Origin of the sequence: Bradyrhizobium sp. Leaf396 (assembly GCF_001424605.1) — a bacterium.
Lineage (GTDB): Bacteria > Pseudomonadota > Alphaproteobacteria > Rhizobiales > Xanthobacteraceae > Bradyrhizobium > Bradyrhizobium japonicum_C.
This window is the reverse complement of the sequence record NZ_LMQJ01000001.1, coordinates 374,263-399,893: the sequence shown is the minus strand read 5'-3', so window position 1 is coordinate 399,893 and position 25,631 is coordinate 374,263. Positions and strand designations below refer to the sequence as shown.

17 protein-coding genes are annotated in these 25,631 nt (G+C 64.5%); 3 read left to right on the top strand and 14 right to left on the bottom strand.

All coding sequences use genetic code 11. The features are described from left to right. Nucleotides 1–6: 6 nt before the first annotated feature. Both ASG57_RS01975 and ASG57_RS01970 read right to left on the bottom strand, forming a co-directional pair. Nucleotides 7–1,398 carry an efflux RND transporter periplasmic adaptor subunit gene (locus tag ASG57_RS01975; protein WP_024337762.1) on the bottom strand — a complete coding sequence of 464 codons (1,392 nt, stop codon included), beginning with the start codon at nt 1,396–1,398 and terminating at the stop codon, nt 7–9. Beyond that, the gene (locus tag ASG57_RS01970; RefSeq protein ID WP_024337763.1) at nt 1,388–2,872 is read right to left on the bottom strand and encodes an efflux transporter outer membrane subunit; all 1,485 of its coding nucleotides are present in this window, start codon (nt 2,870–2,872) and stop codon (nt 1,388–1,390) included. Before ASG57_RS01970 ends, ASG57_RS01975 begins: the two co-directional genes overlap by 11 nt. Nucleotides 2,873–3,586: 714 nt before the next feature. Between ASG57_RS01970 and ASG57_RS01965 the strand changes: the two genes are divergently transcribed. Then, nucleotides 3,587–4,621 (top strand): cysteine synthase A, encoded by a 1,035-nt coding sequence (locus tag ASG57_RS01965; RefSeq protein WP_024337764.1) that lies wholly within the window; start codon nt 3,587–3,589, stop codon nt 4,619–4,621. Between the two features lie 58 nt (nt 4,622–4,679). Here ASG57_RS01965 and ASG57_RS01960 read toward each other — a convergent pair whose 3' ends face one another. The 7 genes from ASG57_RS01960 to ASG57_RS01930 form a co-directional block, all read right to left on the bottom strand. After that, entirely contained in the window at nt 4,680–6,923 is a 2,244-nt protein-coding gene (locus ASG57_RS01960; RefSeq protein ID WP_024337765.1) for an O-linked N-acetylglucosamine transferase, SPINDLY family protein, read from the bottom strand. Nucleotides 6,924–7,029: 106 nt separating this feature from the next. Continuing rightward, nucleotides 7,030–9,270: an O-linked N-acetylglucosamine transferase, SPINDLY family protein gene (locus tag ASG57_RS01955; RefSeq protein WP_024337766.1), complete on the bottom strand. Its 2,241-nt coding sequence runs from the start codon at nt 9,268–9,270 to the stop codon at nt 7,030–7,032. A 118-nt stretch (nt 9,271–9,388) separates the two neighbouring features. Next, the gene (locus ASG57_RS01950; protein ID WP_024337767.1) at nt 9,389–11,623 is read right to left on the bottom strand and encodes an O-linked N-acetylglucosamine transferase family protein; all 2,235 of its coding nucleotides are present in this window, start codon (nt 11,621–11,623) and stop codon (nt 9,389–9,391) included. Nucleotides 11,624–11,717: 94 nt separating this feature from the next. Next, on the bottom strand, nt 11,718–12,455 hold the full coding sequence (locus ASG57_RS01945; protein ID WP_024337768.1) for an amino acid ABC transporter ATP-binding protein: 738 nt from the start codon (nt 12,453–12,455) through the stop codon (nt 11,718–11,720). 11 nt (nt 12,456–12,466) lie between these two features. Then, entirely contained in the window at nt 12,467–13,987 is a 1,521-nt protein-coding gene (locus ASG57_RS01940) for an amino acid ABC transporter permease (RefSeq protein ID WP_024337769.1), read from the bottom strand. Continuing rightward, nucleotides 13,984–15,189, bottom strand: a complete 1,206-nt coding sequence (locus ASG57_RS01935; RefSeq protein WP_024337770.1) for an amino acid ABC transporter permease — start codon at nt 15,187–15,189, stop codon at nt 13,984–13,986. The genes ASG57_RS01940 and ASG57_RS01935 overlap by 4 nt, the downstream gene beginning before the upstream one ends. 23 nt (nt 15,190–15,212) lie before the next feature. Then, on the bottom strand, nt 15,213–16,229 hold the full coding sequence (locus ASG57_RS01930; protein ID WP_024337771.1) for an amino acid ABC transporter substrate-binding protein: 1,017 nt from the start codon (nt 16,227–16,229) through the stop codon (nt 15,213–15,215). Nucleotides 16,230–16,610: 381 nt separating this feature from the next. On the opposite strand from ASG57_RS01930, the gene metC reads away from it, so the two are divergent. Further along, nucleotides 16,611–17,795: a cystathionine beta-lyase gene (metC, locus tag ASG57_RS01925; protein ID WP_024337772.1), complete on the top strand. Its 1,185-nt coding sequence runs from the start codon at nt 16,611–16,613 to the stop codon at nt 17,793–17,795. 133 nt (nt 17,796–17,928) lie between these two features. Then, nucleotides 17,929–19,620 carry a Na/Pi cotransporter family protein gene (locus ASG57_RS01920; protein ID WP_024337773.1) on the top strand — a complete coding sequence of 564 codons (1,692 nt, stop codon included), beginning with the start codon at nt 17,929–17,931 and terminating at the stop codon, nt 19,618–19,620. Between the two features lie 9 nt (nt 19,621–19,629). Here the strand turns inward: ASG57_RS01920 and ASG57_RS01915 are convergent, their stop codons facing one another. From ASG57_RS01915 to pbpC, 5 genes are all read right to left on the bottom strand, one after another. Continuing rightward, complete coding sequence (locus tag ASG57_RS01915) at nt 19,630–19,968, bottom strand: lipid-A-disaccharide synthase N-terminal domain-containing protein (RefSeq protein WP_008559030.1); 339 nt, start codon at nt 19,966–19,968, stop codon at nt 19,630–19,632. Next, nucleotides 19,965–20,702: a glycosyltransferase family 2 protein gene (locus tag ASG57_RS01910; RefSeq protein WP_024337774.1), complete on the bottom strand. Its 738-nt coding sequence runs from the start codon at nt 20,700–20,702 to the stop codon at nt 19,965–19,967. The genes ASG57_RS01915 and ASG57_RS01910 overlap by 4 nt, the downstream gene beginning before the upstream one ends. A gap of 65 nt (nt 20,703–20,767) precedes the next feature. Beyond that, complete coding sequence (locus tag ASG57_RS01905) at nt 20,768–21,613, bottom strand: phosphatase PAP2 family protein (protein ID WP_024337775.1); 846 nt, start codon at nt 21,611–21,613, stop codon at nt 20,768–20,770. Between the two features lies 1 nt (nt 21,614). Continuing rightward, nucleotides 21,615–23,357, bottom strand: coding sequence for an ArnT family glycosyltransferase (locus tag ASG57_RS01900; protein WP_024337776.1), 1,743 nt, complete (start codon nt 23,355–23,357; stop codon nt 21,615–21,617). Between the two features lie 51 nt (nt 23,358–23,408). Then, the gene (gene pbpC / locus ASG57_RS01895; RefSeq protein WP_024337777.1) at nt 23,409–25,520 is read right to left on the bottom strand and encodes a penicillin-binding protein 1C; all 2,112 of its coding nucleotides are present in this window, start codon (nt 25,518–25,520) and stop codon (nt 23,409–23,411) included. Nucleotides 25,521–25,631 lie beyond the last annotated feature (111 nt).

Sequence of the window (25,631 nt, the reverse complement as noted above, 5' to 3'; positions counted from 1 at the left end):
TCGGGATCATGGCTGCTTGGCTCCTGGTCCCGATGCCCCCGGCCCCGGTGCCGGCCCGGTCTGCCCCTTCTGGTCGCCTTCGCTGCTCTTGCGCTTGGCGCGGAACTCGCCCTCCTTGACTTGGCCGTTCTTCTGGCCGTCTCTCGCACCATCCTTCTTCTGGGCGTCCGGCCCGCGCGAGCGCTTGCGCGGCGCAAGATCCGCTGACGGGGTCTGGTCATCGCGGCCGATGATCACCTTGGAGCCGTCGGCCAGATTGGCAAAGCCCGTGGTGACGACCTTGTCGCTCGCGGACAAGCCGCCGGCTATCACGGCATCATGCTCGTTCTGCTGCGTCACGGTAACGGGCTTGGCCGAGACGATGTTGTCCTCACCGATGACATAGCTGAACGTCCCGACCGGCCCTCGTTGCACTGCCGAGGTCGGCACCACCAGCGCCTGCGTCAAGGTCTCTACCTTGAGGCGGACATTGACGAACTGGCCCGGCCAGAGCTGGTAATTGGCATTGGGGAATTCGGCCTTGAGCTTGAGCGTGCCCGTTGTCTGGTCGACCAGGTTGTCGATGCCGGTCAGCTTGCCGGTGTCGATCACGGTCACGCCGTCATTGCCGAACACGTCGACCGCGAGGGGCCCTCTTGCCGCGGCCGCGTTGACGCGCATGATCTGCTGCTGAGGCAGGCTGAACCACACCGCGATCGGCTGCAATTGCGTGATCACCACGAGGCCCGTGGTATCGGACGCGCGGATGATGTTGCCCTGGTCGACCTGGCGCAGGCCGGCCCGCCCCGAGATCGGCGCCACGATCTTGGTGTAGCTGAGCGTTGCCGCCGCATTGTCGATTGCGGCCTGATCGGCTTTCACCAGCGCCTCGGTCTGCGCCACCAGCGCGCGCTGCGTGTCGGCCTGCTGCTTGGAGCCGGCATTGGAGGCGGCGAGCTGCTCGTAGCGCGCAAGGTCGATGCGCTGGTTGGCGAGCTGCGCCTGGTCCTGCGCCTTCTTGGCGACGGCCTGGTCGTACTGGGCCTGGTAGATCGCCGGATCAATCTCGCCGAGCACGTCGCCTTTCTTGACGTCCTGGCCTTCCGTGAAATTGACCGAGATCAGCTTGCCATCGACCTGCGAGCGCACGGTCACGGTGTTGAGCGCGCGGACCGCGCCGACGCCGTCGAGAAAGACCGGCACGTCCTGAATGCGCGGGGTCGCCGCCAGCACCGGCACCGGCAGATCGGGGCGCTGGTTGCGATTGTTGGCCTGCTGCTGGTGCATCGCAATCCAGCCGAGGTAACCAAGGCCACCGAGGATCGCGAGCGTGATAAGAGTCACGACGAAGCCGCGTGCACGCGATCTTTTCGCCCTCCCCTCTCCCGCGCCTTGCTTCGCATCCGGCTTAAAGAGCATTGACCGGTTTCTCCATTCGCGGCTCCCAGCCGCCGCCGAGCGCCTGATACAGGCTGACGATGGCGAGCAGGCGGGCCAGTTGCGCCTGCAACAGCGCATCTTCCGCCTGGAACAGGGTCAGCTGGGTGTTGAGCACGGTCACGATATCGGCAGTGCCGGCGCGCAGCTGCTGCTCGGACAAGTCGAATGCTCGGCGCGAGGCGGCAACGACGTCGCGCTGCAATTGCAGCCTGATCGTGGTTTGCTTGATCGAGAACAGTGCGTTGTCGACGTCGGCAAAGGCCTGGATGATGGTCTTGCGGTAGATCTGAAGCAGCTCGTCCTGCCGTGCCTTGGCAAGCTCGAAATTGCCGAGGATCCTGCCCCCGTCGAAGATCGGCTGCGTCGCGCTGCCGACGAGCTGGAAGAAGGCCGCATGCGGCTGGAACAGCGAGACCAGCGCCGAACTCTGATAGCCTCCATTGCCGGTGAGCTGGATGGTCGGAAAGAACTGCGCGCGGGCATTGCCGATGTTTGCGGTGGCGGAGGCGAGCTGCGCCTCCTGTCGGCGAATGTCGGGCCGCTGCGTCAGCAGTTCCGACGGCAGGCCGGGTGTCACGCGCGGGATCGCGATCCGGTCCAGGGAGCCGCCGTGCACGCGCACGCTTTCCGGCGGGCGGGAAACCAGCACCGCGAGGGCATTGACATTCTGGTCGAGCGTCTGGCGCAGTGGTGGCACAAGCGCCTTCTGGTTTGCGAGCACGCTCTCCTGCTGGGCGACGTCGAGATCGGTGCCGGTGCCGGCGTTGCGCCGTTCCCTGACGGCGTCGAGAATGCGCTGCGCGCTCGCGATGTTACGCTGCGAGGTCCTGATGCGGTCCTGCGAGGCCAGCACCTGGAAATAGGCGTTGGCGACGGCTGCCAGCGTCGTCAGTGCCACCGTGTCGCGATCGAAGCGGTTGGCGTTGGCCGTCTCCTCTGCGGTCTGCAGCGCGGCGCGGTTCTGGCCCCAGAAGTCGAGCTGGTAGCTCGCGCTGAGCGAGGCCGAATAATTGACGACCTCGCGCCCGCCGATGGACAGGCCCGAAGCGCTCGAGCCCGAGGTGCGCGAATAGGTTTCCGAGCCGCCAGAGGAGACGCTGGGCAGCAGCGCGGCGCCCGCCTGCCGCGCCTGGGCATCGGCCTGGACGATGCGCGCAACGGCGGCTGCGATGTCGAGATTGACGGTCTGCGCCTCCTGCATCAGCTGCGTCAGCTCCGCAGAGCGGAAGCCGCGCCACCAATCCAGTGACGGCGGCGCATCGCCTTTGCCCGCATATTTGTACTGCGCGGGAACGTCGAGGGCGGGATCTGGAAGATCCTGGGTCAGCACACACGCACCGGAACCGGCACCGAGGCACAGCACCGCAATCCAGCGCGCCGCGCGCAGCGTCCATGACGGAGAACCGAGAAACCGCCGCGCGGCGATCGCAGGAACTTCCAGTGTCACATCCAGCCCCCGCCGGGCAGAACGAGCCGCTGCCGCACAGCCGGATTAACCGATTCGCGGCGGGGCAGTCGGGAGGCTTTGAACGACGCGTTCACAGGCGTGATGCTTTCTGCGGAACCTCGAACCATACTAGCCGGGCGCGGAATGGCGGGACAGTGCCGCAGTTGCGAGATGCCCATGTCAATGCGCCGGCAGGGAGCGCGCAAGAATGCCGAATGTGCCTGTCTCGCAGCGGCTTCTTGGATTGCGGTACATTGGAAGCGCGATCAAGCTTACCAAGATTTCATGTGATATTGCTGCAACACGGGCTGCTGAGCCCTTCAATACGACCACACCCTGCGGCTTCAGCTCAATCACGCCCTCCGGCAACTCACAAGACCGTCAACTGCCGACCCCCGTGGCTCTTTCGTGCCGATGTCGCTCCGGCCTTCCCACGCCTCTCGAACTCGACCGGTGTCGCCCGTAGCAAGAATTGGTCGCAAGACTGCTCATGAAGCGCGTATCATTTCGCTCCCTGACCAAGCTCGATGATTTCCTCCTACCGATATCCCCGCCTCGCGGCCACGCGCATCTTCCGCCGGTTTCGTCCCTCGAGAATATCAGTGTTTGAGCGGACGTTTCGCTCCGGTTCGCCGCACCGCAAAGGCCTTCCCCTTTGGCCTGCCAAGCACTACGTTCTCGCCAGACCTGATCAACCCCCTGGTAGCGATTTTCCCCGACATGCCCATTCGAAACGACGTTGTCGAAGCCATCGGCAACACCCCGCTGATCAAGCTGAAGCGCGCCTCGGAATTGACCGGATGCACCATCCTCGGCAAGGCCGAGTTCATGAATCCGGGCCAGTCGGTCAAGGACCGCGCCGGCAAATGGATGATCCTGGAGGCGGAGAAGCGCGGCGAGCTCAAGCCTGGCGGTCTCGTGGTGGAAGCGACCGCCGGCAATACCGGCATCGGACTGGCGGTCGTGGCGAGCGCGCGCGGCTACCGCACCTTGATCGTGATCCCGGAAACGCAAAGCCAGGAGAAGAAGGACTTTCTGAAGCTGTGCGGTGCCGAGCTGATCGAAGTGCCCGCCCTTCCTTACGCCAACCCCAACAACTACCAGCATGTCGGCCGGCGACTCGCCGACGAGTTGCGCAAGACCGAGCCGAATGGCGTGCTATTCGCCGATCAGTGGAACAATCTCGATAATGCCAAGGCGCATTACGAATCCACGGGGCCGGAGATCTGGGAACAGACCGCAGGCAAGGTCGACGGCTTCGTCTGCTCGGTCGGCAGCGGCGGCACGCTGGCCGGCGTCAGCCGTTATCTGAAAGAGAAGAGCAAGACCATTCGCATCGCCTGCGCCGATCCGCACGGCGCCGGCATGTACGAATATTTCAGGACCGGCGAAGCCAAGGCGACGCCCGGGAGCTCGATCACCGAAGGCATTGGCCTCAACCGCGCCACGGCGATCGTCGAAACAGCCAAAGTCGATGACGCCTATCTCATACCCGATGCTGAGGCCGTGAGCGCCATCTACGAGCTGCTGCAGCACGAGGGCCTGTGCCTCGGCGGCTCGACCGGCGTCAACATTGTCGGCGCGATGCGCCTTGCGAAACAGCTCGGGCCTGGCAAGACAGTCGTGACCATGCTCTGCGATTCCGGCAGCCGCTACCAATCCAAGCTGTTCAACGCCGACTTCATGCGCGCCAAGAACCTGCCGGTGCCGGAGTGGCTGGAGAAGCGCAGCAACATCAAGCCGCCGTTCGTGTGATCGCGGAGGGAAGGCTCACGTCGGAGACACCGCCCGAGCTCGCGCACGGCAGGATGCCCTATACCATCGCGCCGTGTTCCGACCCCGCCGCACAATAGTCACGCCAGAACTGGCGATATCCCGCCTCGACCTTGCGCGTGTAGATCTCGACATTGCCGGCGGGGGATGCGGCGATCCGAGCCGGCAATTCGTTGCGCAACTTCGCCAGACAAGCCGGCTGCGTCGCGTATTTGTACGCGATCGCGGCATAGCCCTCATCATCTTCGGCGACCCAGTCCTCGAGACCGACTGCCGCCACAATCGACCCGCCGGCGCGCGAGGAAGCGCCGTTGCCCAGCTTGGCGACGACGGGAACGCCGGCATAGAGCGATTCCCAGGTGCTGATGCCGCCGTTCTGCGGGAACGTATCGAGCGAAATGTCGACATTCGCAAACGCCCGCAGATGCTCATCGCGCGGGGTCGAGCCCATGCAGATGACATTGTCTTCGCCGATACCCTGCCCCACGAACCGCGCGACCAGGCTGTCGCGCAGCAAGGGATCGTCAAGCAAAGTATGCTTGATGATGATCTTCGACCCTGTCACCGCGCGCATCACCTTCGACCACACCCGGATGGCCTCGTCCGATATCTTGAAGATGCGGTTGAACACGCCGAACGTCACATAGCCGTTGCGAAGCATGGGAAGCTCCGACGACGGCACGTCCAGGATGGGATCGATCGTGATCAGGCATGGCAGATCGTAGACTTTTTCTGCCAGCAGATGGCGCGCCGACTTGGGAATGAAAATCGGATCTGCGAGCACATAATCCATGGTCTGAAGGCCGGTGCCGGTGGCGTGCCCGAAGCCTGTGACCTGGATGGGCGCCGGCTTCCGTGCGAAGACTGGAAGCCTGTTGCCCGAGGAGTGACCCGACACATCGATCAGGATATCCACCTTGTCGGCCTGGATACGATCGGCCAGTTCGTCGTCCGAAAGCTGCCAGGCATCGACCCAGACGTCCGCATAGGAGTTGAATTCGGCCGTCATCTCATCGCGTCGCGGCGAGCACGAATAGCAGACGATCTTGAACCTGGCGTGATCATGGTGGCGTAGCACCGGCAACAGGGCGAACGCAGCCGAGTGGTACCAGAACTCGGCCGCGACATATCCGATCACGATCCGCCTGTCCGGATCGCGCTCCCGCGGCGCCAACGTCCGTTGCGGCAATCTGGACCCGATCGCCTCCCACCAGTATTTCCGCGCAGCCTGCTGGAGCGCGAAATCGGCGTCGGAGAGAAAGTCCAGAAAGAAGATCTTGCGTGCAATCAGGTCGGCATCGTCAGGCGCGAGCGCCAGCGCGGCGTCGAGATGCGCGATGGTGGATGCGATCTCTCCCTGGTTGGCGAAACAGGCGCTCAGCAGCGTCACCGCAATCGCGGAGCGCGGATTTTCCACGAGCAGGATCCTGACGGCCTCAATCGCCTCGGCCGTATTCCCAAGCTGGATGCTGACTTGCGCCTTCCCCTGCAAGGCGACCTCGAGCTTGGGCGAAAGCGCAAGTGCTGCATCAAAATCCACGGCCGCCTGGTCCAGTCGCGACAGCTCGAAATGCAGCCGTCCGCGGTGCGCCAGGGCCTTGGCCCAATGAGGCCTGATCGCGAGCGCGGCTTCGAGCGCGGCTTTCGCTTCATCGTAGTGCTTGAGCTCAATACAGACCACGCCTTTGCCGACGAGCGCTTCCGTGTGCCGCGGCTGAAACACGAGAGCGCGATCGAAACTCTGCTTGGCGCGGTCAAACTGGCGCAGCGCCAGCTCCGCCAGGCCGCGATTGCAGAGCGCATCGGCATGGTCCGGCTTCAGCTTAATCGCGCGTTCGTACATTTCGATCGCCTGCTCCGCGAAGTTGAGCTGGAGCAGTGTATTGCCGAGATTGGCCAGACCCTGCGGAAAATTCGGCTTCAGTGCGATCGCCTTCTCCTGGCAGCGGCGCGCTTCATCGAAGTTCCTGAGATCGAAATGCACTGCCCCAAGATGGCTGTGGGCCTCGTGCGAACGAGGATCGATCGCGGTCGCACGCTCCAGCAGCCGTTGCGCCTCGTCCAGGCGTCGGCCGTTCTGCGCACACAGGCCGAGCAGGTGCGTGGCGTCGAAATGATCCGGAAGCGCTTGCAGGATCTGACGGCAGAGCGCCTCGGTCTCCGCATATCGGCCCTGGCCATAGGCGCTTGCCGCGGCGGCGACGACCGCGTCTGCCTGTTTCTTCAGTTTCTTCTGCAATCGCGCGTTCTGGAATGCGCGCGCGCCGGCGCCGCTGCTCTGCAAAGTATTCTCTCCGGAGGATCGCCCGGAGAAAGTCTAACTGATTCGCAGGCCCCGCCGGCCGCCCGCGGGACCGGCCTCGCCTCCGGAATGTCCCGGTGCTCAGCGCCTACGCCGGGCCGCGTTCCGAGGCCGAGGCGCAATAATCGCGCCAGAACTGGCGATATCCCGCCTCGACCCTGCGCGTGTAGATCTCGACATTGCCGGCAGGGGATGCGGCGATCCGAGCCGGCAACTCGCTGCGCAACTTCGCCAGATGAACAGGCTCCGATGCATGTTTGATCGCGATCGCGGCATAGCCTTCATCGTCCTCGGCCACCCAGTCCTCGAGACCGACGGCAGCGACGATCGACCCGCCGGCGCGCGAGGAAGCGCCGTTGCCGAGCTTGGCGACGACGGGAACGCCGGCGTAAAGCGATTCCCAGGTGCTGATGCCGCCGTTCTGCGGGAATGTATCGAGCGAAATGTCGACCTTCGCGAAGGCGAGCAAATGCTCGTGGCGCGACGTCGACCCCATGCAGGTGATGTTCTCCGCCGCGATACCTTGCGCCACGAACCGCGCCACCAGGCTGTCCCGCAGCAAGGGATCGTCGAGCAGTCCGTGCTTGATGATGATCTTCGACCCGGTCACCCCGCGCATCACCTTCGACCACACGCGGATCGCCTCGTCCGATATCTTGTAGATGCGGTTGAACACGCCGAACGTCACATGGCCGTTGCGGAGCATGGGAAGCTCCGACGGTGGCACGTCGAGGATGGGCTCGATCGTGATCAGACACGGCAAATCATAGACTTTCTCGGCCAGCAAGTGGCGCGCCGATTGCGGGATGAAAGTCGGGTCCGCGAGCACATAGTCCATGGTCTGAAGGCCCGTGCCTGTGGCGTGTCCGAACCCCGTCGCCTGGATTGGCGCGGGCTTGCGAGCGAACACATGGAGCCTGTTGCCGGTTGTATGCCCGGATACGTCGATCAGGACATCGACCTTGTCGGCCTGGATACGGTCGGCCAACTCGTCGTCCGAAAGCTGCCCGGCGTCGACCCAGACGTCCGCCAAGGGCTTGAATCGTTCGGTCATCTCATCCGGCAACGGACAGCAGGAATAGCAGATGATCTCGAACCTGGCGTGATCATGATGGCGCAGAACCGGCAACAAAGTGAGCGCCGCCGAGTGGTTCCTGAACTCGGACGCGACATAGCCGATCACGATCCGCTTGTCCGGATCGAGCTCCCGCGGCGCCAACGTCCTTCGCGGCAGCTTGACGCCGACTGCATCCCACCACGATTTTCGCGCCGCTTGTTGAATGGCGAAACCGGCTTCGGACAGATAGTCCAGCAAGAAGATCTTGCGCTCGATGGCGTCCGCGTAGTCCGGCCTGAGCTCCAACGCCGCGTCGAGATGCGCGAGTGCCGTCGTGATGTCGCCCTGACTCGCGTAACACGACGCCAGCAGTGCCATGCCGATCTCGGATCGCGGATTTTCCTCGAGCAGAGTCTTGACCGCCGCAATCGCCTGCGCCGTGTTCCCCAGGAGAATGTTGACTTGTGCCTTCCCGCGCAATGCCAGCTCGAGGGTCGGCGCTTGCGCCAGCGCGGCCTCGAAATCCGCAGCCGCCTGCGGCAGCCGCGACAGATCAAAATTGAGCCGTCCGCGCTGCGCCAGCAGCCTCGGCGAATTGGGCTTGATGGCAAGCCCGGCCGCGAGCGCGGCTTCGGCCTCGTCAAAGTGCCGGAGTTCGACGCTCACCATTCCCTTGCCGGCGATCGCTTCGGCGTGACGCGGCTGAAATACCAGGGCGCGATCGAAACTCTCCCTGGCACGCTCGATCTGGCCCATCATGAGTTCCGCCATGCCGCGGTTGCAGAATGCATCGGCATAGTCAGGCTTCAGCCTGATAGCGCGTTCGTGCAGCTCGATTGCCTGCTCGGCCTGCTTCATGTGCAGCAGCGTGTTCCCGAGGTTGGTCAGCGCAAGCGGAAAGTTCGGCTTCAGCGCGATAGCCTTCTCCTGACACCTGCGCGCATCCTCGAACTTCTTCAGGTCGAAATAGACCGTCGCGAGATTGCTGTAGGCCTCATGCGAGCGTGGATCGAGCGCAATCGCCCGTTCAAGCAACTGCCGGGCCTCCTCCAGGCGCCGGCCTTCATGTGCACACAAGCCGAGCAGATGCGTCGCGTCGAAATGCTCCGGAAGCGCCTTCAGGATCTCCCGGCAGAGCGCCTCGGCTTCTCCATACCTGCCCTGGCCATAGGCGGCCCCGGCAGCGGAGATGACGGCGTCCGCCTGCTTCATCAGTTTCTTCTGCAATCGCGCGTTCTGGAATGCGCGCGCGCCGGCGCCGCTGCTTTGCAATGTGTCTCTCCGGAGAATGGCCGTACGGAGAGTCTAGCTGATTCGCCGTCGGGGCCGCCGATCAGCCGAGCCTCCGGGATTTCCCGGGGGCTCAAGGCAACATCCGGCCGGGCCCAAGCTACCTCCCGCCCTTTGAGGCCACGGCACAATAGTCTCGCCAGAACTGGCGATATCCCGCCTCGACCCTGCGCGTATAGATCTCGACATTGCCGGCGGGGGATGCGGCGATCCGAGCCGGCAACTCGTTGCGCAACTTCGCCAGATGAACAGGCTCCGATGCATGTTTGATCGCGATCGCGGCGTAGCCGCCATCATCTTCGGCGACCCAGTCCTGGAGACCCACGGCGGCCACGATGGAGCCGCCAGCGCGCGACGAGGCGCCGTTGCCGAGCTTGGCGACGACGGGAACGCCGGCATAGAGCGATTCCCAGGTGCTGATGCCGCCGTTCTGCGGGAACGTATCAAGCGAAATATCGACGTGCGCAAACACCCGCAGATGCTCCTCACGCGGGGTCGAGCCCATGCAGACGACGTTCTCCGCGGCGATGCCCTGGGCCACGAACCTCGCGATCAGGCGATCGCGCAGCATTGGGTCGTCGAGCAGCCCGTTCTTGACGATGATCTTCGACCCTGTCACCGCCCGCATCACCTTCGACCACACCCGGATGGCCTCGTCCGATATCTTGAAGATGCGGTTGAACACGCCGAATGTCACATAGCCGTTGCGGAGCATGGGAAGCTCGGACGGCGGCACGTCCAGGATCGGATCGATCGTGATCAGGCACGGCAGATCGTGGACCTTTTCAGCCAGCAGATGGCGCGCCGATTGCGGAATGAAGATCGGGTCCGCAAGCACGTAGTCCATGGTCTGAAGGCCGGTCCCCGTGGCATGCCCGAAGCCGGTGACCTGGATAGGCGCCGGCTTCCGTGCGAACACATGGAGCCTGCTGCCGGTCGTATGCCCGGATACGTCGATCAGAATGTCGATCCCGTCCGCCTGGATGCGATCGGCCAGCTCGTCGTCCGAAAGCTGCGCAGCATCGACCCAGACATCGGCGAGAGGCTTGAAGCGCTCAGTCATCTCGTCCTGAGATGGCCAGCAGGAATAGCAGACGATCTTGAATTTGGCGTGATCGTGATGGCGCAGCACCGGCAGCAGCGAATACGCTGCCGAGTGGCGCCTGAATTCGGAGGCGACATATCCGATCACGATCCGCCTGTCCGGATCGACCTCGCGCGGCAGCAGCGTCCTTTGCGGAAGCTTGGCCCCGATCGCGTCCCACCAATATCTTCGCGCAGCCTGCTGGGCCACGAAGTCGGCCTCCGGCAGATAGTCCAACACGAAAATCTTGTATCCGATAGCTTCCGGAAAATCCGGAGCGATCCTGAGCGCCGCGTCCAGGTGCTCGAGTGCGGTCGCGATGTCTCCCTGGTTCACATGGCAAGCCGCCAGAAGCGCCATCCCCATCTCAGATTGCGGATTGACCTCGAGAAGTCGCTTGACGCCCGCCAGAGCCCGCGCGGTATTCCCCACGAGGAGGTCGATCTGCGCTCTCCAGCACAGTGCGAGCTCGAGCCGCGGCGATTGCACCAGCGCCGCATCGAGGTCCGCGGCCGCCTGCTCCAGCCGGGACCGGGTTAGATTGAGACGCCCGCGCTGCAGCAGAAGCTGCGGTGAACCGGGCTTGAGCGCGAGTGCTGCGTCAAAGGCGACGACTGCCTCCTCGAAGTGTCGGAGCTCGAGGCTCACCATGCCCTTGCCGGCGATCGCCTCCGCATGACGCGGCTGAAACGCCAGCGCGCGATCGAAGCTCTCTTTGGCGCGTTCTAACCGGCCGGTCATCAGTTCCGCCATGCCCCTGTTGCAAAGTGCGTCGGCATAATCCGGCTTGAGCCTGATCGCGCGTTCGTGCAGCCCGATCGCCTCCTCGGCGAGGCCGATATGCAGCAGGGTGTTGCCGAGATTGGTCAGGGTGATCGGGCAATTCGGCTTCAGCGCAATGGCCTTCTCCTGGCATGCGCGGGCTTCCTGAAATTTCTGGAGGTCGAAATACACGGCTCCGAGATTGCCGTGGGCATCGGGCGAACGCGGATCGAGCGCAATCGCACGCTCAAGCAGGATTTCCGCTTCCTCGAGCCGCCTGCCATCGAACGCGCGCAGGCCGAGCAGGTGCGTGGCGTGGAAATGATCCGGCACCTCCTTCAAGATCTCGCGGCAGAGCATCTCGGCTTCGTCAAGTCTGCCCTGCCCGAGTGCCTCGACCGCGAATGCCATGACGGCATCGGCTTGCTTCTTCAGCTTCTTTTCCAGTCGCGCATTGTGATATGCGCGCGCGCCGGCGCTTCTCTGCAAGATCTCTCTCCCGAGTATTGCTCGGAAAGAGGCCAGCTGATTCGCATGGTGCCAGGCTTGCGGTCGGTCAGACCGCGAGGCCGGATCGCAAGGTTCACCGCAGAATCTGGCTGAGGAACAGCTTCGTGCGGGCGTGCTGCGGAGCGGCGAAGAACTCGTTCGGAGTGTTGGCCTCGATGATCTGGCCAGCGTCCATGAACACGACGCGGTTGGCGACCTCGCGGGCAAAGCCCATCTCGTGGGTGACGACCAGCATGGTCATGCCCTCCTCGGCCAGATCGACCATGGTGTCGAGAACCTCCTTGACCATCTCGGGATCGAGCGCCGAGGTCGGCTCGTCGAACAGCATCACCTTCGGATTCATGGTCAGCGCGCGGGCGATTGCGACGCGCTGCTGCTGGCCGCCGGACATCTGCCCCGGAAATTTGTTGGCCTGGTGCGGGATCTTGACCCGCTCCAGGAACTTCATCGCCGCCGCCTCCGCATCCTTCTTGGGGATGTTGCGGACCCAGATCGGCGCCAACGTGCAATTGTCGAGCACGGTCAGATGCGGAAACAGATTGAAGCTCTGGAATACCATGCCGACTTCACGGCGCACGGCATCGACATGCTTGAGGTTGGGACCAAGCTCGATACCGTCGACGACGATCTCGCCCTCCTGGAACTCCTCCAGCGCATTGATACAGCGGATCAACGTCGACTTGCCCGAGCCCGAGGGGCCGCAGATCACGATGCGCTCGCCCTTGTTGACCGCCAGATCGATGTCACGCAGGACGTGGAATTCGCCGTACCACTTGTTGAGGCCCGAGATCTTGACGATGGGGTCGGACATGGTGACCTCGATCAGTTGCGCCGGTGGGCGTTGAGGCGGTGCTCGACGAACAGCGAGTAGCGCGACATGCCAAAGCAGAAGACGAAGTAGATGATCCCGGCGAAGGCGAAACCCGTGAACGCCGTCGACGGCGTCGACCATTTCGGATCCGAGAACGAGGCACGAAGGGAGCCGAGAAGATCGAACAGCGCTACGATCGAGACCAGCGAGGTGTCCTTGAACAGCGAGATGAAGCTGTTCACGAGGTTCGGAATGACGTGGCGCAGCGCCTGCGGCAACACGATCAGCGAGGTCGTTTTCCACCAGGACAGGCCGAGGGCGGCCGCCGCCTCGCTTTGCCCGCGCGGGATCGCAGCGAGCCCGCCGCGGACGTTCTCGGCCTGATAGGCCCCGGTAAACAGCGCAATGCCGATCAGCGCGCGGACGAGCCCGTCGACGCTGAAATTGCCGGGCAGGAACAGAGGCAACATATAGGTGGCGAAGAACAGCACGGTGATCAGCGGCACACCGCGCCAGAACTCGATGAACGTGATCGAAAAGATGCGGATCAACGGAATCGTGGAGCGGCGGCCAAGGGCCAATGCGATGCCGATCGGCAGCGAGGTGACGATGCCGGTGACAGAGACCACCAGGGTCACCAGAAGGCCGCCCCACAGATTCGTCGACACGACCGGTAATCCGCCGCGATCGAGGCCCATCAGCTGGATGACGACCGCGATGCCGATGAAAACGGCGACGCTGGTCACCAGAGCGCGCCCTCCAGCACGAACGCCGCCCCCCAGTACGAAGGCGACGAGGGAGACAATCGCGGCGGTAACGGCAAAATCGATCCAGACCGGTTGCGCCGTCCCCTGGATATGATCGCTCAGCCAGGTGAGCGGAAAGATCAACCAGGAGATCGCCGTGCCGACCAGCATGATCAAGCTTCCGAGACTCCACAGCAGAGGGCCGATTGCGGATGTCTTGCTCAGATTGAGCAGCGCCTGCCCGGCGCCGATAATGCTCTCGTCGAACAGCTGAAGCAGCCCGGCCGTCCAGCTCAAGCCAAATCCCTTGATGCCGCCACCGTACAGCAGGAAAAATGCGACCACCGGAAATGCGACGAAGAAGAGGCTGGCGTTGATGCCCTTCGCCGGCAGCCGCGGGACGAGCAGCGGCACGAGAAGGACGGCTGAAAGGAGGAATGTGACGTTGACGCGCCAGCGCTCGGCCTCGGGATAGAAGCCGTAGATCAGCTGGGGCAGCTTGGCCTGGATGTAGGGCCAGCAGGCGCCGACCACAAAGCCTGCGTTCTCGGGGAGACACGCGGTGCGGTCCTGGCCGGTCCAGACCGCATCGACCATCAGGAACTTGACCGAGGGAACGATGGTGAACCAGAGCAGCAAGGCACCTACGACCGTGAGTAGGATGTTGGTCGGCGAGTTGAACAGGCGCGTGCGCATCAGGCCGATGAAGCCGGTGGTCTTCACCGGCGCGGGACGCTCGGCGAGCAGATCCCGCCGCACGAAGCTGAGCGAAGTGACATCGCTCATGCGCCGAGGCCCCGATTGACGCGCCAACCGTAGACGCTCATGACAGCGCTGGTGAACAGCGAGATCAGGAGGTACATGCCCATCGTCATCGCAATGATCTCGATCGCCTGTCCGGTCTGGCTTAGCGAGGTGCCGGCGAACACCGAGACCAGGTCAGGATAGCCGATCGCGACCGCCAGCGACGAGTTCTTGGTGAGATTGAGATACTGGTTGGTCAGCGGCGGCACGATGACGCGCATGGCCTGCGGCACGACGATGAGGCGGAGCGTGGCGCCGCGGCTGAGACCGAGCGAGGACCCCGCCTCCATCTGCCCCTTGTGAACGGACAGGATGCCGGCACGCACGATCTCGGCGATGAAGGCGGCGGTATAGGTCGACAGCGCCAGCGTCAGCGCCACGAATTCGGGAATGATCCGCGAGCCGCCGGCGAAGTTGAACCCCCTGAGCTGCGGCAGCTCGAAGGTTAAAGGCAGACCGAACATCAGGACGGTAGCGAGCGGCAACCCGAACAGCAGACCCAGCACATAGGGCCAGATCCGGATCACCCGCCCCTGCCGAAACAGCGCACGCCGCGCATGGAAGTGCAGGGCCAGTGACGCAACGACGCCGAAGGCCAGCATTGCCAAAAACGGTTCGAGTCCGCGCTCGCCGATCGCGCTCGGAATGACGAGTCCGCGATTACTGATGAAGGCAATGCCGAGCAGCGAAATGCTCTGTCGTGGATTGGGCAGGGCCGCGAGCACCGCGAGGTACCAGAACAGGATCTGGAACAATAGCGGCAGGTTGCGAATGACCTCGACATAGATCTCGCTGACGCGCGACAAGAGCCAGTTGGGCGACAGCCGACACAGCGCGACGATGAACCCGATCACGGTGGCAAAGACGATACCCACCGCCGAGACCACCAGCGTGTTCAAAAGCCCGACCACGAACACGCGCAGGAAAGTGTCCGATCCGGAATAGGAGATCAGGGTCTGGTTGACGTCGAAGCCGGCATTGTTCCTGAGGAAGCCGAAGCCGGCGGCGATATGCTGGTTCTCCAGGTTGGCACGAGCATTGGAGATGATCTCATAGCCGATCCAGCCGAGGATCGCCGCGAAGGCAAACTGGACGGCAACGCCGTTCCAGCCTGCCCTGCCGCCCAGAATGCGCCGGATCTTCAGCGCGATCTGGGGCGGCGGCTTTCGGGCCTCGGTGCTCATGCCGCTGCTGGCCGACCGGGTGATCAGCGGATCGGCGGCGCGTACTGAAGACCGCCCTTGTTCCAGAGATTGTTTAGGCCGCGGTTGATGGCGAGTGGCGAGCCTGCGCCGACGTTGCGATCGAAAACTTCGCCGTAATTGCCGACGGTCTTCACGATCCGCACCACCCAGTCCTTGGTCAGGCCGAGTTGTTCCCCGAAATTGCCGTCGCTGCCGAGCACGCGCTTCAGCTCCGGATTTTCCAGCTTCGCCTTCTCGTCGACGTTCTTCGAGGTCACGCCGAGCTCTTCGGCGGTGATCATCGCGAACAGGGTCCACTTCACGATGTCGAACCACTGGTCATCGCCGTGGCGCACCATCGGCCCGAGCGGCTCCTTCGAGATGATCTCCGGGAGCACCATGTGGTCGTTGGGATTGGCGAGCTTGAGGCGATTGGCGTAGAGGCCCGACTGGTCGGTGGTAAAGACGTCGCACCGCCCGGCTTCATAGGCCTTGACGGTTTCGTCGTTGGTGGCGAACGCGATCACCTCGTATTTCATGTTGTTCGCCTTGAAGTAGTCGGCGAGATTCTGCTCGGTGGTGGTACCGGTCTGCACGCAGACCGATGCGCTGTTGAGCTCGAGCGCCGAATTCACCTTGAGCGACTTCTTCACCATGAAGCCCTGCCCGTCATAGTAGGTCACGCCGGTGAAATTGGCGCCGAGCGAGGTGTCGCGCGAGATGGTCCAGGTGGTGTTGCGCGAGAGCACGTCGATCTCGCCCGATTGCAGCGCCGTGAACCGGTCCTTGGCCGACAGCGGCACGAACTTGACCTTGGCCGGGTCATTGAAGATCGCGCCCGCAATGGCACGGCAGACGTCGACGTCGATGCCGGTCCAGTTGCCCTTGTCGTCGGGTGAGGAGAAGCCGGGCAAGCCCTGGCTGACGCCGCAGGAGAGCATGCCGCGGTCCTTGACCGTCTTGAGCGTTTGCGCATCGGCGGCTTGGGTAGACAGGCCTGCGGCGAGAGCAAGGGTGAGAGCCAGGGTTACGCGTTTCATGGGCTTTGGGCCTTTCAAAGGTCGTCTCAAGGTCAGGAACGTTGTCTCTGGGATCATCTGTGCCGGGGAGAGCCCTGCAAGAGTCATGCTGGCAAACCTAGCCGAACACTCGCCGATGCAGGGAGGCCATATCCATACCTTAATCCCTGTCCCGGCGCCCGCCCTGGTGGCTATGGCGTCTGGCCCGGTCAGACATCGGATCGAAGGTCGCGGCAGGCCCCTCAACATGCGGCGACTGAATAGCACCTGCGCATCACAGAACGACTGGCCTGCCCGGTCAAGGGGTTGACGGGACTCTTCTGTGTTCTGTTATTAACGACAGTGGCCTTCGGGCCTAACCGCGGGCGCGATGCGTCCGGTGGAAATTTTGAAAGCAGGCGCATGGACTCCTCGCACCCTCAAGAGCAGCACGCCGAGACCCGGCTGGTCACCTCCGGCCGCGACACCAAGGCCCAAAGGGGGTTCGTCAATCCACCTGTCTTCCACGGCTCGACCGTGCTCTATCCGACCGCCGAGGACCTGCATGCCCATCGCGGCGAGTTCACCTATGGCCGCCACGGTTCCCCGACCACCAAGGCGTTCCAGGAGACGCTGATGGCGCTGGAGGGGCCGCAATGCGCCGGCGTGGGCATCGTGCCGTCGGGGCTGTCGGCAATCTCCACCACCCTGCTCTCGGTGCTGAGGGCCGGCGACCACATCCTGGTCGTCGACAACATCTATCGGCCCTCGCGCAATTTCTGCAACGGCATGCTGGCGCGCTACGGCGTCGAGACCACCTATTTCGATCCGCTGATCGGCGCCGGCGTCGACAAGCTGTTCAAGCCGAACACCCGCGCGGTGCTGGTGGAGGCCCCCGGCTCGCAATCGTTCGAGATGCCCGACATCCGCGCCATGGCCGAGGTCGCGCATGCGCGCGGCGCGCTCGTCATCGACGACAACACCTGGGCGACGCCGCTCTATCACCGCTCGCTCGAGCAGGGCGTCGACATCAGCATGCAGGCCGCCACCAAATATATCGGCGGCCATTCCGACATCATGTTCGGCACCATCTCGGCCAATGCCAAGGCCTGGCCACAGATCAACGAGGGCATCCGCCTGCTCGGTGTCTGCGCCGGTCCCGACGACGTGTTCCTCGCGCTGCGCGGTCTGCGCACGCTGTCGGTGCGGCTGGCGCAGCATCATCGCTCCGGACTCGACATGGCGCGCTGGCTCGCGGGCCGGCCCGAGGTCGCGCGCGTGCTGCATCCGGGCCTGGAGACCGATCCCGGCCATGCGATCTGGAAGCGTGACTTCACCGGTGCATCAGGCCTGTTCAGCATCGTGCTGAAGCCGGCGCCGCAGAAGGCGGTCGACACGATGCTCAATACCCTGAAGCTGTTCGGCATGGGCTTCTCGTGGGGCGGATTCGAGAGTCTTGCGATTCCCTTCGACTGCGACAGCTATCGCACGGCGACGAAATGGGCGCCCGGCGGCCCGACATTGCGCCTCCACATCGGGCTCGAAAACACTGACGATCTGAAGGCCGATCTCGATCGCGGCTTCGCTGCCCTGAAGGCGGCAACGTGAGCCTGCTCACAAGGCACAGCGCCATAGGAACGCGCATTCGCCGCAGGCGTTAACGCCCGTTGCCCAACAAACGGTTTGAACGCCGGACGTTTGGCGCTAGCCTCACCGATCGACTCCAATCCGGACACGGAGCATGGGAACGTTGGTTCTGCTCGATCTCATGGGCGGCGTTGCGCTGCTATTGTGGGGCCTGCACATGGTCCACAGCGGGATCCTGCGCGCCTTCGGTCCCGACCTCAGACGCCTGCTCGGCAAGGCGCTAGGCAACCGCGCCAGCGCGTTCGCCGCCGGCCTCGGGCTGACCGCGCTGCTCCAGAGCAGCACGGCGACGGCCCTGATCACTTCTTCGTTCGCAGCCGAGGGGCTCGTCAGCCTCGCCGCGGCGCTCGCCATCATGTTGGGCGCCAATGTCGGCACCACGCTGATCGTGCAGGTGCTGTCGTTCAACATTGCGGCCGTCGCGCCGGTGCTGTTCGTGCTCGGGCTCGTCGCCTTCCGCTCCGGCCCGCGATCCCGGATCAAGGACATCGGCCGCGTCTGCATCGGCCTCGGCCTGATGCTGCTCTCGCTGCACATCCTGCTCGATACGCTGGCGCCGGCGGAGAACGCGCCCGGCGTCCGCATCGTCATGTCGGCCATCACAGGCGATCCCATCCTGTGCGTCGTCATCGCCGCTCTCGTCACCTGGGCGGTGCATTCGAGCGTCGCCAGCGTGCTGCTGATCATGTCCCTCGCCTATTCGCAGTTCATCTCGCCCGAAGCGGCACTGGCGCTGGTGCTCGGGGCCAATCTTGGCAGCGCCATCAATCCAGTTTTCGAGGGCGCCAGGCGCGACGACCCGGCGAGTTATCGCCTGCCGGTCGGCAATCTCGTCAACCGCGTGGTCGGGATCGGTCTCGTCCTGCCCTTCCTGGGTGACGTCGCCGGGCACATGCACGCCTGGCAGCCCGATCTTGCGAGGATGACCGCGGCCTTCCACATCGCTTTCAATGTCGGCACGGCCATCCTCTTCATCGGCCTGCTCGACACCATGTCGCGCCTGCTCACCCGCCTCCTGCCAGATCGCGTCCAGGAGGCCGATCCCGCCGGCCCGCGCTATCTCGACGAGACCGCGCTGGAAACGCCGTCCCTGGCACTCGCCGACGCCGCCCGCGAGACGCTCCGCATGGGCGATTTCGTCGAGGTGATGCTGCGCAAGGTCATGACCGCGATGATGTCCGGCGACCGTGCGCTGGTCGACCAGGTCTCCAAGATGGACAATCTCGTCGATGGTCTCGACGAGGCCATCAAGCTCTACGTGACCAAGCTGATGCGGGGCAGCCTCGACGAGAGCGAAGGGCGCCGCGCGATGGAGATCATCTCCTTCGCCATCAACCTCGAACATATCGGCGACATCATCGACAAGAGCCTGAGCGAGCTCGCCACCAAGAAGATCAAGCGGCGCTTCCAGTTCTCGGCGGAAGGGGCCGAGGAACTCGCCGCGTTTCACAAGCGCACGATGGACTCCCTGCGCATCGCGTTCGGCGTTTTCATGTCGGGGGACGCCACCGAGGCGCGCAAGTTGCTGGTAGAGAAGACGGCGCTGCGCAACACCGAGCTTGCCGCGGTCGAGCGGCATCTCGATCGCCTTCGCGAGGGCCGCCCGGAGACCATCGAGACCACCTCGCTGCATCTGGACGTGCTGCGCGACCTCAGGCGCATCCACTCGCACATCTGCTCGGTCGCCTATCCCGTGCTCGATGCGGCCGGCGAGCCTTACCGCAGAGCCGAGGTGGACACCGTCACCCTGCCCGCATCAGGCGCAGCGTCGGCATTGCCGCGATGACGCCTTGGATCAGCGGTCCAGTGTCTTCGAGGCGGTGCCGCGGTTCTTCCAGATCAGCATGATGTTTCTGATGTAGATGACGGTCGCAAGGGACTGTCCGAGGATGATCACGGGCTCGCGCTTCACGACGCCGTAGACCAGCGTCATCAGCCCGCCGCCCATCGAGCAGAACCAGAACGCCATCGGGACTACGCTGTTGCCGGCGCGTTCGCTCGCGATCCACTGCACCAGGAAGCGCGCGGTGAAGAACAGTTGCGCGACGAGCCCGAACGCGAGCCAGAAGTCGAACTTGGCGACGAAGACGTCGTAGAGATAGTTGCTGAGCGCCTGACCGTATTGGATGATCATGCATGCACCTCGGTCACTTCCGGCGTCGGCTTCTTGCGGCGGATCAGCCACCATACGCCCGCGAGATCCATGATGCCGATCCACAGCCGGTCGAAGAAGCCATAGTTCGACACGCCGGAATGGCGCGGCCTGTCGATCACGTCGACATAGGCGATGTCGTAACCTTCCCGGCGGACCAGCGCCGGCAGGAAGCGATGCAGCCCGTCGAAATAGGGTAGCATCAGGAACACGTCGCGCCGAAACGCCTTCAGGCCACAGCCGGTATCGCGCGTCCCGTCCTTCAGGATCGCGTTGCGTACCCCGTTCGCCACGCGCGACTGGAACTTCTTGAAGCCGGTGTCCTTGCGGCCAACGCGTTGGCCGGCAGCGAGCCCCACGCGCCCTGCTCCTTTCTCGACCGCCGCGATCAGGTCGGGCAGGAAGGCCGGGTTGTTCTGGCCGTCGCCGTCGAGCGTCGCCACGATCTCTCCGCGCGCCGCACGCACGCCGCTGCGCACGGCGGCGGATTGGCCGCCCGATCGCGCATGGCGAAGCTGACGCAGATTGCTCCGCTGCTTCATGATGGCGGCGAGACGCTCGCCCGTCGCGTCGGTGGAGCCGTCGTTGACGTAGATGATCTCGTACGGCCACCGGCCATCGAGCGCCGCGCCGATCTCCGCGATCAGCGGCGCGATATTGTCGGCTTCGTTGCGCACGGGAACGACGATGGAAACCGAGGGCTGGGACGTCGACAAATCAAGGCTCGTGGTTGGAATTGGCCGCCTCAAAGGGAACCGGCGCCCCCCGCAGGCAGCCGCTTTTATGTGGCAGATGCCCCGCGGGCAACCTTTTTGAGGCGGTTCGAAACCCTCCCCGGAAGCGGCACGATGGTGCCGTCAGAGCGGATCGCAAAACCGAGCCGTCTGGCCGCGAACCAGTAGCGGACCGCCATGGCGCCGGCCGTGCCCACCAGGGCGCCGGCAACGACGTCGCTCGGATGATGGGCAAGCAGCACGAGGCGCGTCAGGAGAATCACGATCGCGTAAGTGAACATGAAGGCGCGCAGGCGCGGCCACAGCGACGACACGGCAAACGCGAGGGCGAATGCGGCCACGGCATGCCCCGAGGGCAGGCTGGCATAAGCGCCAGTCCCTTCGAATGGAACGAAGTTGAACGGATTGGGCGTGCCGCCGACGAACGGACGTCCACGACCGATGACGTATTTCAGGATCTCGGTCACCAATGCCGAGACGGCAACCGACAGAAACAGGAATTGCAGGCGCGTGCCGAAGCCGAGCAGCAGCGCGCGGCGAGTCCCATGTAGTCCCGCCGCAACGAAGGCGAGGACCACCAGCGCAGCCCCCAGCACCGAGAGCAGATACTCGTCCTTCCCGAAGTCGGTGAGGATACGGATCGGCCAGAGGCTGGGTGTCCCGCGGGGCGGCATCAGCTGGATCTCGGTCTGGTCGAAGGTGACCATGAGCGCAATGATCGCGATCGAGCCGGCCACGGCAAGCCACAGCGAATGCCGCGCCAGCTTGCGGGCTGCCTCGGCCCGGCGCGAATGCGAGGGCGAGCGCACGAGCTGCGCCAGCCCGCGCCTGGTCACGGCGAGCACTTGCGCGGGATAGCCGGCGCGCGGCGCACTGTCGGCCGGGGCCCGCATCCTACTCGGTGCCTTCCGAGCGGAAGATCGAGATCGAGATCGCGCGTCCTTGCGAGAAGTTGTAGCCCTCGATGCGGGCGCCGACCTTGTAGCGCAGCCCGATCGCCTCCGCGCGCTGCACGAAGCTACGCTCGGAGCGCTGCTCGATCAGCGCGAAGCGGCAGCTGCCCTGCCCGAGGAAATCGGCGGCACCGGAACCGTCAGTGAGCAAGGTTCGCGTGCCTACCAGAAAGACGAGGCTGGGCTCGTGATAACCGGCCGCAGCCGCTTTCGGCCCGACACAGGTGACGTTGCGCAGCGCGCGCGCGATCTCGATGCTCGGAAACAGCGGCGTCAGTGACGGCAGCACGATGCCGTAGACCGCCACCGCCAGCATCAGCGCGGCGACCAGCGCGTTGAGGAAAGAGCGCTCGGCGCGATTGTTGTCGTAGAGCCACCAGGCGAACAGGCCAAAGATCAGCGCGGCGGCGAAGAACGGCCAGGCCACGAATGCCGGCTGCCGCGTCAGGATCACCGCGCCCACGACCGCGATGATCGAGGCGCCCGCGGGGATCGCGAACCACCAGGCCGAACCGCGCGCCAGCCAGGAACGCGACAGCACGCGCTGCTCCACCGCGCCTGCGGTCAGGATCGCGATCGCCGGATAGAGCGGCAGCACGTAATGCGGCAACTTGGTCAGCACCGCCTCGAATACGATCCAGGACGGGATCAGCCAGGCCAGCAGAAATTGCGCGCCGGGCTCGCGCCGGGCCCGCCAGACTGCGGGAGCCGCCATCGCTGCAAGCGGCGCACCGGGCCAGAAGGTGATCCAGAACAGCACGAGGTAGAGTCCGGGCGGTGCACCGTGGGATTCCTGGGCACCCAGCTTGCTCAGCATGTCGCCGCCGACGGAGGTGGTGAAGAAGGTGTCGCCCGCGCGCCAGAAGATCGCGACAAACCAGGGCAGCACCAGCACCAGCATCCACATCAGGCCCCACACCGGGCGCAGCTTCCACAGCCAGGAAGCATCGCGATCCTGAATCGCGAGCGCAACGATGGTCAGGCCCGCGAACATCAGGATCAGCGGGCCCTTGATCAGGATTCCGACAGCGAGCGCAGTCCAGAAGATCGCGGGCCAGCTCCAGGGCGGATGCGTCTCGTCCTCGGCTCGTTGCCAGGACACATAGGCCCGCGCCATCGCGCCCATTGCGGCCACGACGCAGAACAGCAGCATGGCGTCGGTCTTGGCGAGCCGTGCTTCGACGCCGAGCAGCACGGAAGCGCACATCATCAGTGCGGCAAGCACGGCGGCACGCCGCGTGACGAAGCCGAGCGCGGCCCAATAGGTCATGAGCACGGCGCCGATCGCGCCCATCAGCGACGGCAGCCGATAGACCCAGATGCGCAATTCCGCCCTCGGCAGCTTGAGCAGCGACGCCGCCTCCACGGTCGCCGATTGCAACCAGTAGATGCCGACGGGCTTCTTGTAGCGGACGTCCTCCTGGAAGCGGATGTCGACGTAGTCGCCGCTCTCGACCATCTGCTTGGTGGCCTGGGCGAACCGCGCCTCATCGCGGTCGATCGGCGGGATGGTGAAGAAGCCCGGCAGGAAGAGCAGTAGCGCGCACAGAACCAGGAAGCCGACGGCGCGCGCATGGCTGGTCGTGACGATGTCGAGCATGCGCACGAGACCGCTGCCCGGATTTGCGGGCGATTTCGACTCTCGGGGTGCTCCAAAACGGGGGCTTGGGTAGGTCTCGGCCATTGGTTCCGCTTACGCCGAAACCGCCATCGCCACAACCGCTTGAGGCAGGGATCATTGAATTCGAATGACGACTGTGTCCGCGGCGCCCGTGGCATCGATCACGGTGAGCCGGGCAAAGCCGGGACCGGGCGGATCGATCAGCCGCTGACGGCGACCGTCGATCTCGCCGAGCGCGGTGCCATTAACCATGACGGTCATCGGCAACACGCCGCCGGCGACTTTGACCGGCATGGCTGCGCTTTCCCGACCACCCGATCGGTCGACGTCGATCCGCGAGCCGTTGAGCGGAAACTGAATGTGCAGCGGCTGCTCGCTTCCGGCGCGCACCAATTCTCCGACTGGGCGGAACCGCTTCAGCGGCAGCGGCAGCTTGGCGTTGCTGGCAACCAGGGTTCCCTTGGGCGCCTTGGGCAGCGGGACAAGCGTCTTGCCGCTCCGCGCGAAAGCGTCGAACAGGATCGGCGCCGCGGCGACGCGGCCAATCAGGCCGGGAACTGGGGCGCCGTCGGGCCGGCCGACCCAGACGCCGATGGTCATGCGGCCATCGAAGCCGACCGACCAGGCATCGCGGTAGCCATAGGACGTTCCGGTTTTGAACGCGATGCGGTTATGAGCGGCGTTCTCCGGGGGCGGCGTACCCAGGAGCACGTTGCCGACCTGCCAGGCTGCGACCTGATCCAGCAACCGCATCGGCTCGCGGTCGTCCTTGTCAGACATGATCTCCCGAATGGGCCTCGTGGTGCCGAGCCGGGCGAAGCCCGCATACAGCTGGGCGAGATCCTGAAGGGTGACGCCCACCCCGCCGAGGCCCATGGCGAGCCCTGGCGCCTCGTCCTTGGGCAGGACCAGGTTGCCGCCGGCCTGGCGCAGTCGCGACGCCAGCCGGCTGGAGCCGACGCGGTCGAGCAGCACGATGGCCGGCACGTTCAGCGACAATTGCAGCGCCTTCTTCACGGGCACCGTGCCCTGGAAGGTCATGTCAAAGTTCTCCGGCGCGTAGGAGCCGAAGCGGGCCGGACGGTCGTCGATCAGACTGTCGGGATGGACGAAGCCGTCCTCGAAGGCGAGCCCGTAGATGAAGGGTTTGAGCGTCGAGCCCGGGGAGCGGATCGCACGTGTCATGTCGACCTGCCCTGCCCGGCTTTCGTCAAAATAATCGGCCGAGCCGACGCGGGCGAGCACGTTCCCGCTCTCATTGTCGACCACGATGATGCCGACCGAGATGTTGGGCCCGAGCGCGATGGCGCGGTCGCGCGCCAGCGGCTCCAGCACCTTTTGCAGGTTCGCATCCAGCGTCAGCTTGACTACCGGCTTATCCTTGATCATCGACAGCGCGGCGTCCGAGGCGTGCGGCGCCAGGATCGGCATCGGCTTGCGCAGCTTCGGAATGGGAACGGCCTTGGCCTGCTTCGCCTCCTCCGCACTGACCTGATGCTCCCCGACCATGCGGTCGAGCACACGGTCGCGCGCGATGCGGGCAGCCTCGGGATGGCGATCGAGCCGGCGCGTCTCCGGCGATTGCGGCAGAGCCACCAGCAGGGCGGCCTCGGCCAGCGACAGCCGCTTCGGCTCCTTGCCGAGATAGGCAATCGACGCGGCGCGGATGCCCTCAAGGTTGCCCCCGTAAGGCGCCAGCGCGAGATAGAGATCGAGGATCTGCTCTTTGCTCAACGTTCGCTCGAGCTCGATCGCGCGCACGATCTGCCTCAGCTTGGCATAGAGCGAACGCTGGCGCCGCGGCTCCATCAGCCGCGCGAGCTGCATGGAGATGGTCGAGCCGCCCGAGACGATGTGGCCGCGCGTTCCGAGCTGCAACGCCGCGCGCCCGAGCGCAAGCGGGTCGAGGCCGTTGTGGGCGTAGAAGCGCTGATCCTCGTAGGCGAACAGCAGCTTCAGATACGTGGGATCGACGCTGGTCTTGGCATCGACCGGCAACCGCCAGCGCCCGTCGGCCATGGCATAGGCGCGCAGCAGCTTGCCGTTGCGATCGACAATGGTGGTGGAGACCCGGCGGGCCTCGTCGAGCGGGAGAGGACCGAGAGAGTAGACCCAGCCGACGAAACCGACGAGGGCGAGGATGAGCGTGAACGCAGCGGCTGACAGCAGACGAAAGGCTATCCGCCCTCGCCGCCCGTCATGGCCCGGCTTGACCCGGCCATCCACGCCGTCATCCACCGCCGCTGCGGCCGTGGATGCCCGGGTCAAGCCCGGGCATGACGACTGGTTGTGTGGCTCCGCTGCGCTCATCCAGTTCAACTCAGATTCGAGCTCGTC

Coding starts and splice junctions, on each gene's coding strand:
- ASG57_RS01930 (WP_024337771.1), bottom strand. CDS start 16,229: ATGAAACGCGTAACCCTGGCTCTCACCCTTGCTCTCGCCGCAGGCCTG.
- ASG57_RS01920 (WP_024337773.1), top strand. CDS start 17,929: ATGGGAACGTTGGTTCTGCTCGATCTCATGGGCGGCGTTGCGCTGCTA.
- ASG57_RS01935 (WP_024337770.1), bottom strand. CDS start 15,189: ATGAGCACCGAGGCCCGAAAGCCGCCGCCCCAGATCGCGCTGAAGATC.
- ASG57_RS01945 (WP_024337768.1), bottom strand. CDS start 12,455: ATGTCCGACCCCATCGTCAAGATCTCGGGCCTCAACAAGTGGTACGGC.
- metC (WP_024337772.1), top strand. CDS start 16,611: ATGGACTCCTCGCACCCTCAAGAGCAGCACGCCGAGACCCGGCTGGTC.
- ASG57_RS01965 (WP_024337764.1), top strand. CDS start 3,587: ATGCCCATTCGAAACGACGTTGTCGAAGCCATCGGCAACACCCCGCTG.
- ASG57_RS01940 (WP_024337769.1), bottom strand. CDS start 13,987: ATGAGCGATGTCACTTCGCTCAGCTTCGTGCGGCGGGATCTGCTCGCC.
- ASG57_RS01975 (WP_024337762.1), bottom strand. CDS start 1,398: ATGCTCTTTAAGCCGGATGCGAAGCAAGGCGCGGGAGAGGGGAGGGCG.
- ASG57_RS01915 (WP_008559030.1), bottom strand. CDS start 19,968: ATGATCATCCAATACGGTCAGGCGCTCAGCAACTATCTCTACGACGTC.
- ASG57_RS01900 (WP_024337776.1), bottom strand. CDS start 23,357: ATGGCCGAGACCTACCCAAGCCCCCGTTTTGGAGCACCCCGAGAGTCG.
- ASG57_RS01905 (WP_024337775.1), bottom strand. CDS start 21,613: ATGCGGGCCCCGGCCGACAGTGCGCCGCGCGCCGGCTATCCCGCGCAA.